Below are 15,625 nucleotides of genomic sequence, written 5' to 3'. Positions count from 1 at the left end.
TCCTCAAATCAATCACATCCATACAGAGAGAACGATCATGACCACACCGACCTCGCTTAACCATTACCGCCTTCTCGGGCGCTCCGGCCTTCGTGTTTCGCCGCTGTCGCTTGGCACGATGACCTTCGGCTCCGATTGGGGCTGGGGCGCCGATGACGCAGAGGCAAGGCGCATCTTTGATACCTACGTGGATCGCGGCGGCAACTTCATCGATACTTCCGTCAACTATACGAACGGGGCCTCCGAGCGAATTCTAGGCAGCTTTATGAAAGGCAAGCGCGACCAGATCGTACTTGGCACTAAGTTCACGATGGCCCGTGATATGGCCAATATCAACTCTGGCGGCAACCACCGTTTCAATCTCGTGCGATCGGTCGAAACCAGTCTGCGCCAACTGGACACGGATCGTATTGATCTGATGTACGTTCATGCTTGGGACTTCACGACCAGGCCCGATGAAGTAATGCGTGCGCTGGACGATCTGGTACGTATGGGAAAGATCCTCTATTTGGGTATCTGCAATACACCGGCCTGGCGCGTGGCGGAACTGCAAACTTTGGCCGATCTTCGGGGCTGGTCGCCACTGGTTGCGCTGCAGATCGAGTACAGCCTGGTGGAAAGAACCGTGGAACATGAGCTTCTGCCCATGGCAAAAGCCCTTGGACTTGGCGTGCTACCTTGGTCACCGCTTGGCGGCGGCATTCTGACCGGCAAGTATAGCCGTGCCGATCTCTCCGATGAAAACGGGGCGGATATTGCCACCAGCCGCAAAGGTGTAATCGCATCGTCGGGACATCTCAACCAGCGCTCCCTGGATATTGCCGATGTGGTCGGTGTAATCGCAGAGGAACTGGGCGTATCTCGTTCGCAAGTCGCAATCGCCTGGACGCTAACCAATCCGGGCGTCGTCTCTCCCATCATCGGAGCGCGTACGTTAAGACAGGCGGAAGACAATCTGGGCGCATTGGAAGTGGCTCTGAATGAGGATCAATTGGCTCGCCTGAATGAAGCTAGTGCGCCGGCACCAATCTTCCCCGAGTGCTTTGTCGGACGCCCGATGGCGCAGCAGCTGATCTTCGGTAGCGCCAGGCTGGCCGGCAGGAACTGAAGCGTGGTTCGCAGCGCATCTGCCTGACTAATCAGCCCCCCTGATCGGCGCAGCCTGCAGCACATACGTGCGTACGGCGGCGTCGGTCACTAACAGATAGACCACAAACAAAACAGATTACGAAACTACTATGAAGAAACATTCTTACGTCGGCATGTGGGTCACCAAAGACGGCAAAATACGCCAGGAACTGCTATCAAACGGACGCTATGACGAGGCGCGGGGCGCCAAAAAGAGTATGTATCAAGGCCGATATGAAGTAAAAGGCAACCATGTTGACTACTGGGACGACACAGGATTCACGGCAGACGGCGCCTTTGTCAGCAACGACGAACTCCATCATGGCGGAATGATTTTTTACCGTGAGAAGTAAGCAGGCATCAGCGCCGGCGGTAATCTCGAACGTACTCACTAGGCTGACGGATACAGGTGGCTTCACAAATCCGTGGTTTCTACGGAGGCCAATTCACGAGCCGCTCTCGTTGCATAAAAAACATTCAATCATTTGCAGATTACGCAACGAGAATTACCTGTTAACTTCATTTGCGGATTGGGCTCGACGATCAGACTTTTCAGAAATAAAAAGAGCTTCCCGGTTCCCAATTATTGCCATTAAATCCGCGCAGTCGTGATTGGGATTGTGGCGGTCTGAAACTACCTTGTTGATCAATCGCGCCCAATTACCAGAATTGATTCCGGAGGCGCGCGCAAACAAACTGGCGAACATCCATAGGTTCAGGATGACGCCATGACCTCGGCAACCCAGTCGACGAACGCGCGCACACGCGGAGCCAGCTGACGCTGGTGCGGATAAACAACCGACACCGGTAAAGGTGCGGCTCGATAATCCGGCATCACTTCAGCGAGTTGGCCATTTGCGAGATGGTCTTCTATCGTACGGCGAGGTAACTGGGCGAGACCAAGGCCAGCGAGGCAACACGCAACGTAAGCTTCGCTGCTGCTGACTGAAATGGCGGCGCGCGTCCTTACCGTTTTTGTCTGGCCGTGTTCGACATATTCCCACGGCAGGTTGCTGCCAGTACGATCGGAAAAATAGTTCACTGTAAGGTGATGCTGCAAGTCGGCCAGCGTGTGCGGTGTGCCTTGACGCTCCAGATAGGAGGGCGCCGCACAGTTGATCTGCTCGAGCATGCCAATGCCCCTTGCTACCAACGCCGAATCCGCCAAATAGCCGACACGTACTGCGCAATCGACGCCTTCACCCACTAGGTTGACCAGCTGGCCACGCGTGGCCAGCCGGATCTGAATATCCGGATAACGCCTGACGAACGCAGGCAGGGCAGGAATGATGACCAAACGCGCAAGTCGCTCCGGCAGGTCAACCCGGACAACTCCACGAGGATTATTTTTTGGACCTGTGAACAGGGCGTCCGTGTCATTCAGATCGGCAAGCACCCGGGTACAGGCTTCGAGGTACTGCGAGCCTTCCGCCGTCAGCTTCACTCGTCGGGTCGTCCGCTGAAATAATCGTACGCCGACCTGCCGCTCGAGAGCCTGGATAGCCGTACTGGCGCTTGATGGAGGCATACCGAGGCGGTCCGCAGCCTTCCTGAAGCTTTCCAGCTCGGCCACCTGGACGAACAACTGCATGGTAAGGAAGCGATCCATTGATTATTCGATTATTACGTTTAATGAATTCATTGTACGTGGATTTATCTATTTTCCCTCGGGCTTTAGACTACGCAATATCGAATGTATCAAATGCGTATTCTATCAATGACATTGGGAGTAATAACATGAAAAACCGTAACAAGAAAACAATGATGGGCCGACGCCAAGCCATCAAGATAGGCTCTGCTGCAATGGTTGCCGGAATACTGCCACAGCTCTCGTGGGCGCAACGGGCTTCGCCCGCGGCTGGCAATCCGATCCGTATCGGTTTTTGCACCGATCTTTCTGGTCCGTATCAGGAGGTGGACGGTCCCGCTGGCGCTGAAGCTATCCGCATGGCGATCGAAGACATGGGCGAAACTGTTGCCGGCCGACGCGTAGAACTTGTTCTTGGCGATCACCAGAACGACCCACAGCGCGCTGCCGCGATCGCGCGTCAGTGGTGCGCGCACGACGGCGTGGACATGTTGATCAGCGGCGTCAACTCAGATACGAGTCTGGCGATGACTGCGATTGCTGCGGAGCATGGCAAACTGGTTTTTGTCGTGGGGGCGGGCACCTCTGTGCAGACGCGTGAGCGTGCCAACCCCGCGATCATTCAATACGCCTATGATACCGGCGCGCTTGCCACTGTGCCTGGCGTGCTGTTGACGCACCAAGGACTACGGCGGTGGTTCTATGTCACCGCCGACTATCCGTTCGGGAGGGAACTCCAGGAGCACGGAAGCGCTGCGGTCAGGGCTGCTGGTGGCATAGTCGTTGGCACGGCCATCAACCCGCACGATGCGGATGACTTCGTTCCCTACCTGAAATTAGCGCTCGATAGCGATGCCCAAGTAATAGGACTCGCGAATGGCCATGCAGAGTTGCTAAAAGCGATGGCGGCGGTCGATACGCTGGGGCTGGCGCAGAGGATGAAACTCGTTGGTCTCCTCACCTTCATCGACGACATCCACCACATGGGATTGGCGAAGGCACAAGGACTGTACCTTGCGGACAGCTGGTTCTGGACTCGCGATGCAGATACACGTCGCTGGGCCGAGCGATTCTTCGCTCGTCGGCAACGGATGCCTTCTTCGCTCCATGCTGCCGACTACTCGGCAGCGCTCCAATACCTGAAAGCGGTCGCTGCGACTGGTACGACCGATCTTGGTAACGTGCTTACACATCTGCGGCGCGTGTCATTTGACGATATGTATATTAAGAAAGGCCGACTACGCGAAGATGGAGTCTTGCTGCACGACATGCATCTCCTTCGCGTTAAAGCGCCGGCGCAGTCGAGTAGCGAATGGGATTACTACGAATCTATCGCAACGCTGGCGGGCGAAGATGCATTCCAGCGTAGATGAGGCGCAATACCTATGCATAGCGTTCAGGAAAAAAAGAAAGGGAATGATGATCTATAAACTGGGTGTCGGATACTTGTTACATATCAAATCGAAGTGTGATCTCTAACTCTCCCCTAGGGCGGGACGGCGCAAGAAAATGCGCCGCCCTTTAAGGCTGAATGCTTCGCTTAAAAATGACCAGCCAAGGGACCGGACCTCACAATATCTACTTCAAGCCTCCGGACACGAAGATCGTGTCGCCGCTGATCCAGCCTGACTCGTCGGAAGCCAGAAATACAGCGACGGGAGCAATGTCACTCGGCTTGCCAAGGCGACCCAGCGGTGTTGCCGCAATCATTTGCGTTTCCATCTCAGAACCGAGGAAGCCCGCTTGTTGCGCACCTTCGGTCTCGGTGCTGCCTGGGGCAATGGCGTTGACGCGAATCTTCCGACTACCAAGCTCCTTTGCCAGGACGCGCGTAATCGTTACCACCGCACTCTTCGTAGCGGCGTAGACTGACGAATAGGGCCCGTTGAGCGAAACTCCGGCGGTCACGATGTTGATGATGCTGCCGCCCTCGGGGCCAAAGTGCTTTACCGCCTCTTGGGTTGCCAGGAAGACCGACAACACGTTTCCATTGAACTGGTCGTGGAAGTCTTCCTCGCAGAATGCATCAATGGCCCCGAACCTGTAAATGCCGGCATTGTTGACCAGGACGTCGAGCCGGCCAAATGACTCCAAAGTCTTGTCGAAGAGCCGCTTCACGTCAGCCGTCTTCGAGACGTCACCCTGAACCGCGATGGCTTTGGCGCCACTTCTAGTGATTTCATCGACGACGCGGCCTGCCGCCTCCTGGTCGGACAAGTAATTGACCACAATTGTGGCACCGGCTGCTGCAAGTCCTTTTGCAATTCCTGCGCCAATGCCCTTTGAAGCGCCTGTAACAACGGCGACCTTACCAATAAGATTAGTCATATCGATTCCTTAGTATTGAATCCACTAGGCTGCGGAGCAGCCGATTGTTCCTAGACATTGCGCGTCCCGACTTGTCGGGCGCGCATTCCATTTAACGTGAGGGGACATTACATCATGTGATAGCAAGTAGATAAACTTGCAAATATTAAATATATTGCTTACCAATATGCAATAATTGTGCGCATGGACGTTCTAACTGGTATGCGTGTCTTCAGCGCTGTTGTGAATGCAGGTAGCTTCGTGAGCGCTGCGGAGAAACTGGGCCTATCGAATGGCATGGCGACCCGCTATGTCGCGCAGCTCGAGGCTCACCTCGGTTTGCGCCTGCTCAATCGTACGACGCGAAAACTATCCTTGACAGAGGCCGGCGCCGATTACCTTGAGCAGTCATCACAGATTCTTGCAATGATCGAAGAGGCTGAATCCTCCGCGGCTCAGCGAGCCTCGGTTCCCAGAGGAACCTTGCGAGTGACTACATCGGTCGGCCTGGGTGTGCTTGACATGGGGCAGCTGATAACTGAGTTTTTGGGCAAGCACCCTGGGCTCAAGGTGGACCTCGTTCTCAACGACCGAGTCGTGGACCTGGTCGAAGAGGGGTTCGATATCGCGATTCGAATGGGACCTCGCGTTGATCTAGGGCTGGTGGCGCGTAAGATCGCTGATGTCCGCATCGTCGTGTGCGCGTCGAAGTCTTATCTCAAAAAACAAGGCGTTCCGCAAATACCGCAAGATCTAGCCAGCCACAATTGTCTTACCTACTCGTATTCATCTCAGGAAGCAGACTGGCCATTCATGCGTGATGGTACAGAAGAGAAGGTACGGGTTTCTGGCACGTTTCGGGCGAACAACGGCACCGTATTGGCGAATGCAGCGATTGCAGGGCTCGGCATCATACGCCAGCCGGACTATCTCGTTAGTGACGCGATAGATCGAAAATTGCTTGTTCCAGTGCTCCCGGCTTGGGACGCGGGAGCGCATGCCATATACGCTGTCTACTCAAGCAGAAGATTCCTGCCGACGAAGGTGCGAGCCTTAATCGACTTTCTGGTTGAACGCTTCGAGTAGATTTCAGCAACCTTCGAGCTACTCAAGTATCGCCAATGCAGTTTCATCTGCCGATCTACCTTGCTGTCCAATGTATTGGCGTCACTCGCCGCGAACAAACTGCGTCAGCCATCTCTCTACGAGGTCGTCCTGCGGCACGCTGCGCGGCCAATAGGGAGTTACGATAGCGGCAAGGACGGCGCGCATGCGGCCGTATTTCTTATAGATTTATTGGATATCACATTTTTCTACGTTCAGAAATCACGACAGAAACGTAATGCGAAAATGCTCACCAGCCCTTCCACCTTGCCCTTGTCGTTGCCCTTGGCGGGGTGTCCGAATTTGTCTTCAAACAGGTAATAGCTCTGCAACTCGGCAAAGGCCTGGGTCCGTCGACACTGGCCATCGCCCAATATCTTGGCGACCACAATCCTGGTGTTGTCGTACAGAATCGATTGCGGCACGCCACCGAGAAACGCGAAGGCGGCAAGATGGCCGTCCAGAAAGGCTTTCGTGTCTTCGGTCGGATACCTTCAAGCTTGATCGAGGGACTATCCATCAGACCGAAAGAGGTTTTGAAAAGCCAACAGGCTTACTTCGCAATTTATGAAAATGAACAGGAAGTAAAGAATGTTGTGCCTGATCTGCGAAAGCTCATTGAACTTGGCCCATTGGATGTGGTAGTTACAGCTCCAGGGAAATATCATGATTTTGTCTCACGTTATTTTTGGCCGGCCAATGGCGGGGAAGAAGATCCGGTGACAGGCTCAATACACGCCGGTCTTGCTCCGTTTTGGGCTAGTAGGCTAGGGAAAAATAATCTTGTAGCACTGCAAGTATCACGCCGTACGGGATTACTGAGATGCCGTGTTGAAGATAATCGTGTTTATGTTTCAGGGGCTGCGGTTCAGTATCTAGAAGGAACGATTGAAATCCCGTCAGCCTAATCGCGTAAGGTTGGCAACGACCGGTAAGCCAGAACGTGGGTTGGACTTCGAACCATCAAAAATTGATTGGACACCGTATCTCCCGCAACACCGCTAGGCGCTGCCGCCGAAGGTGGAAAACGGGATAACTGAATGGGGACTGGCACTATGCCTGGCGCTCAACGGAATGTTGGCGTGGGCTTTGCAACGCGGAAAATAATAGCGGGACTTTGAGGATGCAAGTCTGCGGATTGATCAACCAATCATTGATCACTTAGCTCAGTTGGAAACTTCGACGCCCGACTGGTTATATTCAACAAGAACAAGCAAATGATTCAATATCGGGCCTAATTATCAAAATCCTCGCTTGAACGGAAAATGCCTCCATTGGTACACCATTCAATCAACAGCGAGGATTTTTTTCATGACATCAGCACTTTTTTCCACTCGGCGCCAGCTATCGGCGGCTGCGGCTGCATCAGTCCTGGGCCTGGCCCTATGCAGCAAGGCGGCGCAAGCCGATGACAGCAAACTGCCTGAACCACATCACGCAGCAATTGCCGGCAACCCTGCCGATGCGGCCCCGATGGTCCTGGCAGCTCGCCGCTATGCCGCATTCTGGAACACCGGCGACGAACAATACGCGCGGCAAGCGCTGTCGCCGGATTTCATTGACCGCACTTTGCCGGCCGGACGCCTTCAAGGCGTAGCCGGTCCGCTGCAGGCATCACAAGGTTTTCGCGGCGCGGTGCCGGACCTGACCGTAGAGATCAACGACATGGTGGTCGCCGACGACCGCGTCTCGCTCCATCTCCACTTCCGCGGTCACTTCAGCGGCCAGTTCGGGAAGCTCAAGGGCAAGGGCCAGGCAATCGACTTCCAAGCTTTCGACCTGTACCGGATCGCCGACGGCCGCATCGCCGAAAACTGGCATCTGGAAGACAACCTGAGCCTGATGCAGCAATTCGGCGCAATACGGCCTTGATTCCGCAGCCTTGATCTTCCTTCTTTTAGGAAACTTAATCATGTCATCAGCAAACACTCTGTTCGACCCGGTGCGACTGGGTAACCTGCAACTCTCCAACCGCATCGTGATGGCGCCCATGACACGCGCCCGCAGTTCGCAACCGGGCGATATCCCGAATGCCATGATGGCGGAATATTATGCGCAGCGCGCCAGCGCCGGCCTGATTGTCAGCGAAGCGACCCAGATTTCGCGCCAGGGCCAGGGTTATTCCTTCACGCCAGGCATTTATGATGTAGCGCAGGTGGCCGGCTGGCGGCTGGTCACCGATGCCGTGCATGCCGTCGGCGGCAAGATATTCCTGCAGCTGTGGCATGTCGGCCGTGTCTCGCATGGCATATTCCAGGACGGCGGCGCGCCGGTGGCGCCTTCGGCGATACAGCCGCGCGGCACCCAGGTCTGGATCGTCGGCGACGACGGCATCGGCCGCATGGTCGATTGCCCGGTGCCGCGCGCGCTGTCGGTGGCTGAAATCCAGGATGTGATCGCCGATTTCCGGCAAGGTGCGGCAAACGCCGTCGCCGCCGGTTTCGACGGCGTTGAAATCCATGGCGGCAACGGTTACCTGGTCGACCAGTTCTTGCGCACAGTATCGAACCAGCGCGACGACCAGTACGGCGGAGCCATCGAAAACCGCACCCGCTTCCTGCTGGAACTGGCGGCTGCCGTGGCCGACGAAATCGGTGCGGATCGGCTCGGCATCAGGCTTGCGCCCTACATCACCTTCAAGGACATGGCCGATCCGGAAATCGTGCCGGCCATCCTGCACGCCGCCGCCGGCCTGGACCGCCTCGGCATCGCCTATATCCATCTTTCGGAAGCCGACTGGGACGATGCGCCCACCATTCCCGACCAGTTCCGCCACGACCTGAGCGCAGTGTTCAGCGGCAGCCTGATCGTCGCCGGCCGTTATGACAGCGACCGTGCCGCCCAGATCTTGGAACAGGGCTTGGCGGACCTGGTGGCGTTCGGCCGGCCGTTTGTCGCCAATCCCGACCTGCCGCGGCGGCTGGCAAAGAAGCTGCCGCTGGCTGGCCACGATGGCGCCACCTTGTTCGGCGGCGAGCGCGCCGGGTATACCGACTATCCGCCGGCTTCTGCCTGAGCCGAGCCGGCGGCGAAGCGCTCCTGCAAAAACTCGATCAGCAGCTTGACTCGCGGCGGCTGGAAGCTGCTGCGGTGATACAGCACGTTGAGCGGCGCGCTTTCAGTGAAAAATTCGTCCAGCACCGTGATTAGCCGGCCAGCCCGCAAATCGGCGCTGATATCGAGCAGGGACTTGTAGGCATAACCGTAGCCGAGCAAAGCCCATTTGCGGATGATTTCGCCGTCGTTGCTCTGCTGATAGTGGCTGACCCGCACCGCTTTCGGCTTGCCGCCGGCGCGGTAGCGCCATTCGTTCATCGGCCCGGCGGCGTTGAACAGCACCAGCGTCGGCAGGCTGGCCAGCTGCTCCGGCGTCTGCGGCACGCCGACGCGCGCCGCGCATTCCGGCGCGACGCAGACCACGCGCCGGTTCGGCAACAGCGGCCGCGCCACCATGGCGCTGTCGGGCGGCATGCCGTAGCGGATCGCCAGGTCGATATCGTCTTGCACCAGGTTAGCGGTGGAGTCGGTCAGCGACAAGGCGAACTGCACCTGCGGATACCGGCGCTGGAATTCGTCGAGATAGCTGAGCAGGAGATTGCGCCCCAGGTCCGATGGCGCTGAAATCCTGACTGTGCCCTGCACCAGGCTCTTGCCCGCCTGCAGCATCTGCTCGGCCTGGTCCATCAGCTCCAGCGCCTGCTGGCTGTATTCCTTATAAAGCTGGCCTTCCTCGGTCAGCCGCAGGCGGCGCGTGGTGCGTTCGAACAGCTTGACCCGCAATGTCGTTTCAAGGCGCTGGATGGCGGCGCTGGAGGCGGCCGGCGACAAGCCGTGCTTGCGCCCGGCGGCGGAAAAACTACCTAGCGTCGAAGCATCGACAAACAATCTCATCACACTAAGTCGGTCCATGGACGGTCCTGGTTGAATAGTCACTATCGCTTGTATAGCCGGAAACGCCGCTGAGCGGCGGCATCGAAGGTTAAGCATTCACCGTTTTTTTTCCACAATTGCGTTGGCCGCAATGTTAGCCCGCAATGCCGCAAAGCCAACCGCCCCTCGCACAAAATCGCTGCATTCGCTATCTAGACACGGAATTTCAACATAAAATTCCTCTCTCGAATCCGCGACCATCCCCAATCCGATCAGATGTGGGCGTGTATGCCCTCGAATTTGACTCTCTTTTTAGCGGTCTTTGCTCAACCACCAGGATGCGAACTCTGCCAGATTCAGGTGTTGGGAGTGGGATAATGCCACCTCATCTCCTGTATTAGGACTCCCGTTGAGTTCTCGGAGCACCAGGGCCGCATGGATGTCGGCCGGCAAGCCGCGTAAATAAGGCAAGTAGTCGTCGACGAATGCGAGCGGCCGCAACTCTCGTAGTGCGGCTGCCTTAGGGCTAATTTCTTCCGCGATCCCTTCCGTAGCGATCACGCGCTCAATTGGGAAACTGCTTCTTTAAGAAGGGCGTGACAGACTTTAGAGAGATATAGTCAGAGGAAATTCCTTAATATAAGCCTTCTCAGCCACCGGTCGCGACAGACTTTATTAGTCATTATCATTATGTTTCGTGCAAATAAAGTCTCAGACATTCAAATAATGTCTGAGACATTTATTCTCTTCGAATACTGATTTTTCCGAGAAAAAGCTAGTGTAGCAACACATTAACGCAGGTGTACGACCCCGTTCCCACCACTTGGGCGCGCATATACGTTTACCAATTGAGGATTTAGTGGTTTGGATGCTCTTGGAAAATCTTGCTGACCACAGTCCACTTGCCTTCGACCTTCAGCAGATGGAAGAAGTCGGTGAAGGAGATACCTGACATATCGTTGGCGTCGATACGAGCGCTGGCCGCCGTACCGACGATCTCGATGCGGACTATAGCGGCCTGTGCGTCAGGAGATGGGCGGAAATTCTTGTCGACTGCGTCGAACAGGATTGGAATCGCGCCGCCAGTCAGCTTGCCATCGGCGCCGACGCTGTACATCGTCGCATGTTGACTGAACGCGGGCTTCATGATGCTGCTCTTGGCTTGCTTGCAGCCCTCAATGTACTTGTTCAGTACCTCAACGATGGCTTGATATTCCTGCACGTAAGTAGGTTTGCTTATGGTTTTACTAATGATGGCTTGTTGGTCGCGCGAGATATCTTCTGCTTGAGCAGTCGCGCCCAAGCCCGTAATGATTGCCACGAAAAACAAAGTCTTTATAAAAGTCATTTTCATTTAGTTACTCCTAATAAGGGTTGCAGTTACTGATTGATGCTCGGCGGCAAAAAAACACAGCAGACTTTGCGAAAAAATTCGCTGCTGCTGTGGCCTGGCATGAGATGAACGACGTGTTTTCTGTCATGAATTCCGCAGCTTTGCCGTGACCTGTGGATTCCTTGCCTTTGAAATTACTTGTCCAGGTTGGCCTTGAGCTCTTGCGACGCCTGCGCCATCGCACTGCGGGACGCCGGCAGATGGCTGAATGCATTCAACAGTCCAAAATCGTGAATCATGCCGTTGTAGCGCACCGACTTCACAGGCACGCCCGCAGCGTCGAGCTTGCGGCCATAAGCTTCGGCTTCATCGCGCAGGACATCGAATTCGGCGGTCAAGATCAGCGTCGGCGGCAAGCCCTTGAGCTGCTCGGTCGTCGCCTGCAGCGGCGAAGCGTAGATCTGCTTGCGTGCCTTGGCATCGGTCGTGTAATTGTCCCAGAACCACACCATCAAGTCCTTCGTCAGGAAGTAGCCGTTGGCAAATTGCTTGTACGACGGCGTGTCGAAATTTGCATCCGTCACCGGACTCAGCAATACTTGCGAGCGCAGTGCAGGTGCGCCCTTCTCATTCGCCATCAGGGCAACCGCGGCGGCTATGTTGCCGCCCGCACTATTGCCAGCTACGGCGAGGCGCTTGCCGTCGACGTTGATCTCCTTGCCATGTTCGGCCACCCATTGGGTCGCGGCATAGGCTTGCTCGATGGCGACGCCGTATTCCGCCTCAGGCGACAGGGTGTAATTGACGAAGACCGCCACCGCGCCCGAACCTGCCACAAGGTCACGCACCAACCGTTCGTGGGTCGCGAAGTCGCCTAGCATCCAGCCGCCGCCGTGGAAGTACATGAACGCTGGCAGGGTCTTCTGTTTGCTGCCTGCCGGACGCACGATGGTCAGCTTCAGGTCGCCGCCGTTGACGCGGATCGTCTTCTCGCTGACGTCAGCCGCCGGCAAGGCCACCTTGGGGCCAGCCTGTGCGCTCACCAGCACGGCGCGGGCCTCGGCCGGCGTCATGGTGTCTAGCGTCTTTCCGCCTTCAAGGGATTGCAAGAATTTTGCTACGTTGTGTTCGACGCCGGGCAGGTCGGCTGCGGAAGCGTTACCGACCGCCAGGGTCAGGACGGAAAGGGCGAGAGCGGAGGTGAGGGTTTTCATGATGTTTTTCTTTTTAGTGACTGAGTGTATGTATGATTAAATAGTGAGCTGTTTTATTATTTTGCTGCGTCGTCGATCAGGCGGTCGAAGGCAGCTTCTTCAAGGCGGTGTGCCGGACGCTCAGTTCCAGCACCGCTCGGCTGCAAAGAAAAACGCAGCAGACATGGCGAGAGCCTCATCTGCCACGTGTTCATGGGAGACCAGAGGCTCAAGGCGCGATGTGGGTGTGGAAGATCTTGCTGACTACCGTCCACTTGCCATCGACTTTCAGCAGATTGAAGAAATCTGTAAAGCAAAAGCCCGAGACGTCATTGGTATCGATGCGCGCGCTGGCTGCTGTGCCCACGATGTCGACTTTGACGATTGCCCCTTGAGCTTCCGGAGACGGGCGGAATGCGCTGTCAATGCCATCGAACAATGCCTGGATCGGGCCGCCGGTCAGCTTACCATCGCCATTAACGCTAAACATCGTTGCTTGCTCACTGAAAGCTGTCTTCATGATGCTGCTTTTGGCCTGTTTGCAACCCTCGTTGTATTTGTTCAGTACCTCGACGATGGCTTGATAATCCGGCACGTAAGTAGGTTTGTTCATTTTTCACTCCTGGTTATTAGTGCGATTCATTGTAAAAAAACGGCCACTCTTGGCTGGCCTGGGAATCACCCCCTGCGGCCATCCGCAGCGGCGTCCACTGTTGGTGCCCAAGGTCCCAACTGGTGAAGTTTGGTTTCGCGATTGTCGAGCCACCAGCCGGCCTGAATGTTCCAGTCTGCATGCGCTGCATTTGGGCTGGCGCTCCCCAACGTTTGTTGTGCATGCAACGGAAAGTGCGGATCGCGAAGAGCCGCATGGCCAAGCGCCACGATGTCGGCCTGGCCAGAGCCGATTACTGCTTCGGCCTGCCACGGATCGATGATCAGTCCCACGGCCATGGTGCCGATTTCAGCCTCGCGACGAATCTGCGCAGAGAACGGCACCTGAAAGCCATAGCCACTCGGGTAGTCGTAGACGCCGAAACCACCAGACGAGCAATCAATGACGTCTACGCCCACTGTCTTCAAGACTTTGGCGAAAGCAACGCTGTCGTCGATGGTCCAACCGTTACTGCTACCATCGACAGCCGACAGCCTCACAAACAACGGTTTGTCCTGTGGCCAGATCGCTCGTACCTCGCGAGCGATCTCCAGTGGCAGACGGATTCGGTTCTCAAAGCTGCCGCCGTATTCATCGGTGCGGTCATTGGTCAGCGGTGACAGGAATGCGTTGAGGAGAAAGCCATGTGCGTAGTGCAGTTCCAGCACATCGAAACCTGCCCGAAGGGCGCGATGTGCCGAAGCGACAAAATCTGAACGTACCTTGGCGATGCCGTTTGCATCCAAAGCGGTGGGCACCAGCCAGCCATCGGCCACTGGCCGGGCGCTCGGTGAGACGACTGACCAAGGATGTTCGCCGCGTGCTGCATCGCGTTCATTCAGCGGGCCGTTACCTTCAAAGGCTCGCTGGATGCTGGCTTTGGGCCCAGCATGAGCAAGCTGGATTCCAGGTGTTGCACCGTAGGCCTTGGCAAAAGCGGCAATGTGCGACAAGCCTTGTACATGAGCGTCATCCCATAACCCCAGGTCCCCATGAGTAATGCGTCCTTCGGGCGAGACCGCTGTAGCTTCGACCATCAACAGGCCGAAGCCGCCAAGCGCAAAACGGCCGTAGTGAATGGTGTGGTAATGGCTGACATGACCTTCTATTGCCGTGTACTGGCACATTGGACTGAGGGCGAAGCGGTTGCGCAAGGTGACGCCGCGCAGGCGCAGAGGCTCAAAAAGTTTGCTCATTGTTCTGTTATTGAAAAATAGATTGAATAGTCAAATCGAAGAGATCATCTCGTTATTTTTTGCTGTTTATATGGTGCCTTTATTTGCTCACCAGGCGGCTTACCCAGCTAGCGCAGGCCAATCGGTATAACCCTTTTCGCCGTTGCCGTAATAGGTTTCGCGTAGCGCTATGGCAAGCTCGGCGCCGTCTCGCAAACGACGCACCAAATCTGGATTGGCAATGAACGGACGACCAAAAGCCACGGCATCGACCTTGCCTTCAGCCCGACGACTAACAGCCAGTTCAAGGTCGTAATTGTTGTTGCCTATGTATGGCCCTTTGAACAGTGCGCGTAACGCATCGAGATTCACGTTCTCAGGCACGACACGCGACGTGGCCGTAGCTCCTTCGACAAAATGCATGTAAGCGAGTTGGAAGCGATTCAGTTGCTCGATCAAGTAGCCATACGTCTGCATTACCTGGCTGTCCAAGGGCGTATTACCCGCATCTGGGGTCACGGGAGAGAGGCGAATGCCGACGCGCTCATGACCCCAGACGTCGACCACCGCAGCGGTTACTTCCAACGTGAGTCGCGTGCGATTCTCGATCGAACCACCATATTGGTCTGTACGCTGATTTGTAGAGTCACGCAGGAACTGATCGAGTAAATAGCTATTGGCAGAGTGCACTTCAACACCATCAAAGCCGGCACGTTTTGCGCATACGGCTGCGTGTCGGTATTGCTCGAGGATGCCTGGGATCTCGGATGTTTCCAGCGCGCGCGGCATGGAGACATCCATCATTCCATTTTCGGTATAGGTTTGTCCTTCTGCGCGAATCGCGGAAGGCGCTACCGGCACCGCGCCATCCGGCTGCAGATCCACGTGCGAGAAGCGCCCCACATGCCACAACTGGCAAACAATAAGGCCACCGGCTGCATGTACTGCATCTGTTACCAGTTTCCAACCCGCGACTTGCTCTTCAGTCCAGATGCCTGGCGTCAATGCATACCCGCGCGCCTGCGCGGAAATATTGGTTGCTTCGCTAATGATCAGACCTGCGCTGGCGCGTTGCGCGTAGTAGCGAGCGTGCATCTCATTTGGCACGCCATCTGCCCCCATGCGACTGCGCGTTAACGGGGCCATGACAATTCGGTTAGCCAGAGATAAGGCTCCCAACGTCATGGGAGAGAAAAGATCTGTCGATGGGATGTTGCGTGTCATTTTGATTCCTTGTGATAACTGTTCTGCCGGATGAAATTCCTTGCTGTACTA

At 56.0% G+C, this 15,625-nt stretch carries 15 protein-coding genes and 1 pseudogene; 7 read left to right on the top strand and 9 right to left on the bottom strand.

Features of this window, described 5'->3' with window-relative positions; translation table 11 throughout:
* Window positions 1-37: 37 nt before the first annotated feature.
* The gene (locus CFU_RS01930; RefSeq protein ID WP_041742926.1) at window positions 38-1,108 is read left to right on the top strand and encodes an aldo/keto reductase; all 1,071 of its coding nucleotides are present in this window, start codon (window positions 38-40) and stop codon (window positions 1,106-1,108) included.
* A 130-nt stretch (window positions 1,109-1,238) separates the two neighbouring features.
* Entirely contained in the window at window positions 1,239-1,481 is a 243-nt protein-coding gene (locus CFU_RS01925) for an Atu4866 domain-containing protein (protein WP_014004360.1), read from the top strand.
* 362 nt (window positions 1,482-1,843) lie between these two features.
* Here CFU_RS01925 and CFU_RS01920 read toward each other — a convergent pair whose 3' ends face one another.
* Window positions 1,844-2,737, bottom strand: coding sequence for a LysR family transcriptional regulator (locus CFU_RS01920; RefSeq protein WP_014004359.1), 894 nt, complete (start codon window positions 2,735-2,737; stop codon window positions 1,844-1,846).
* A 128-nt stretch (window positions 2,738-2,865) separates the two neighbouring features.
* On the opposite strand from CFU_RS01920, the gene CFU_RS01915 reads away from it, so the two are divergent.
* Window positions 2,866-4,089, top strand: coding sequence for an ABC transporter substrate-binding protein (locus CFU_RS01915; RefSeq protein WP_190275216.1), 1,224 nt, complete (start codon window positions 2,866-2,868; stop codon window positions 4,087-4,089).
* 205 nt (window positions 4,090-4,294) lie between these two features.
* Here the strand turns inward: CFU_RS01915 and CFU_RS01910 are convergent, their stop codons facing one another.
* On the bottom strand, window positions 4,295-5,044 hold the full coding sequence (locus CFU_RS01910) for an SDR family NAD(P)-dependent oxidoreductase (protein ID WP_014004357.1): 750 nt from the start codon (window positions 5,042-5,044) through the stop codon (window positions 4,295-4,297).
* A 183-nt stretch (window positions 5,045-5,227) separates the two neighbouring features.
* Here CFU_RS01910 and CFU_RS01905 point away from each other — a divergent pair, with 183 nt between their 5' ends.
* Complete coding sequence (locus CFU_RS01905; protein WP_041741091.1) at window positions 5,228-6,109, top strand: LysR family transcriptional regulator; 882 nt, start codon at window positions 5,228-5,230, stop codon at window positions 6,107-6,109.
* A gap of 248 nt (window positions 6,110-6,357) precedes the next feature.
* Here the strand turns inward: CFU_RS01905 and CFU_RS01900 are convergent.
* Window positions 6,358-6,618, bottom strand: a pseudogene (locus CFU_RS01900) (IS21 family transposase); the annotation flags it as partial.
* Here CFU_RS01900 and CFU_RS23595 point away from each other — a divergent pair.
* The 3 genes from CFU_RS23595 to CFU_RS01890 all read left to right on the top strand — a co-directional run bounded on the left by CFU_RS23595 (window position 6,580) and on the right by CFU_RS01890 (window position 9,143).
* The gene (locus CFU_RS23595; protein ID WP_081466389.1) at window positions 6,580-7,035 is read left to right on the top strand and encodes a PhzF family phenazine biosynthesis protein; all 456 of its coding nucleotides are present in this window, start codon (window positions 6,580-6,582) and stop codon (window positions 7,033-7,035) included. The pseudogene CFU_RS01900 and the gene CFU_RS23595 overlap by 39 nt on opposite strands.
* 403 nt (window positions 7,036-7,438) lie before the next feature.
* Window positions 7,439-7,999: an ester cyclase gene (locus tag CFU_RS01895; protein WP_041741090.1), complete on the top strand. Its 561-nt coding sequence runs from the start codon at window positions 7,439-7,441 to the stop codon at window positions 7,997-7,999.
* 40 nt (window positions 8,000-8,039) lie between these two features.
* The gene (locus tag CFU_RS01890; protein ID WP_041741089.1) at window positions 8,040-9,143 is read left to right on the top strand and encodes an alkene reductase; all 1,104 of its coding nucleotides are present in this window, start codon (window positions 8,040-8,042) and stop codon (window positions 9,141-9,143) included.
* On the opposite strand, the gene CFU_RS01885 is transcribed toward CFU_RS01890, so the two are convergent.
* The 6 genes from CFU_RS01885 to CFU_RS01855 form a co-directional block, all read right to left on the bottom strand.
* The gene (locus CFU_RS01885) at window positions 9,122-10,036 is read right to left on the bottom strand and encodes a LysR family transcriptional regulator (protein ID WP_041741088.1); all 915 of its coding nucleotides are present in this window, start codon (window positions 10,034-10,036) and stop codon (window positions 9,122-9,124) included. The genes CFU_RS01890 and CFU_RS01885 overlap by 22 nt on opposite strands.
* An 817-nt stretch (window positions 10,037-10,853) precedes the next feature.
* The gene (locus CFU_RS01875) at window positions 10,854-11,351 is read right to left on the bottom strand and encodes a nuclear transport factor 2 family protein (RefSeq protein ID WP_014004351.1); all 498 of its coding nucleotides are present in this window, start codon (window positions 11,349-11,351) and stop codon (window positions 10,854-10,856) included.
* Window positions 11,352-11,524: 173 nt separating this feature from the next.
* Complete coding sequence (locus CFU_RS01870; RefSeq protein ID WP_014004350.1) at window positions 11,525-12,544, bottom strand: alpha/beta hydrolase; 1,020 nt, start codon at window positions 12,542-12,544, stop codon at window positions 11,525-11,527.
* A gap of 208 nt (window positions 12,545-12,752) precedes the next feature.
* The gene (locus CFU_RS01865; RefSeq protein WP_014004349.1) at window positions 12,753-13,136 is read right to left on the bottom strand and encodes a nuclear transport factor 2 family protein; all 384 of its coding nucleotides are present in this window, start codon (window positions 13,134-13,136) and stop codon (window positions 12,753-12,755) included.
* A 65-nt stretch (window positions 13,137-13,201) separates the two neighbouring features.
* Complete coding sequence (locus CFU_RS01860; RefSeq protein ID WP_014004348.1) at window positions 13,202-14,371, bottom strand: NADH:flavin oxidoreductase/NADH oxidase; 1,170 nt, start codon at window positions 14,369-14,371, stop codon at window positions 13,202-13,204.
* Between the two features lie 99 nt (window positions 14,372-14,470).
* The gene (locus CFU_RS01855) at window positions 14,471-15,574 is read right to left on the bottom strand and encodes an alkene reductase (RefSeq protein ID WP_014004347.1); all 1,104 of its coding nucleotides are present in this window, start codon (window positions 15,572-15,574) and stop codon (window positions 14,471-14,473) included.
* Between the last annotated feature and the right edge of the window lie 51 nt (window positions 15,575-15,625).

The organism is Collimonas fungivorans Ter331 (assembly GCF_000221045.1).
In the GTDB taxonomy this organism is placed as follows: domain Bacteria; phylum Pseudomonadota; class Gammaproteobacteria; order Burkholderiales; family Burkholderiaceae_D; genus Collimonas; species Collimonas fungivorans_A.
Note: the sequence above shows the minus strand (reverse complement) of the source record. Positions and strands in the feature narration are given on the sequence as shown.